Raw genomic sequence first — 275 nt, 5'->3', positions numbered from 1 at the left:
CCCGCCGCCCGAGCCGTAGGCGAAGCCGCCGGTGGCGTACACGAGGGTACGGTCGAAGGCGTAGCCGAGGCGGCCGCGCACGGTGCCGAAGTAGTCGAGGGTCGAGAGGCCGTTCGGGTTGAACACGCCCACGCCCGGCAGCAGGCCGGCGCCAGCCTGGGCGAAGCGGTTCCGCTCGCGGCCGAAGTCGACGTACTGGGCGTCGGCCTCGACACCGATGACCACGCCCGAGCCGGGGGTCAGCTGCCAGTTGTAGCCGATCTGGCCGCCGCCGA

1 pseudogene is annotated in these 275 nt (G+C 73.1%); it reads right to left on the bottom strand.

Going from position 1 to position 275, the window contains the following annotated elements:
- Positions 1 to 275, bottom strand: a pseudogene (locus AX737_RS28310) (porin family protein); the annotation flags it as partial.

The sequence above is a fragment of the Methylobacterium sp. CCH5-D2 genome (genome assembly GCF_001556475.1).
GTDB lineage: Bacteria > Pseudomonadota > Alphaproteobacteria > Rhizobiales > Beijerinckiaceae > Methylobacterium > Methylobacterium hispanicum.
This window is presented reverse-complemented; position numbering and strand designations above follow the sequence as displayed.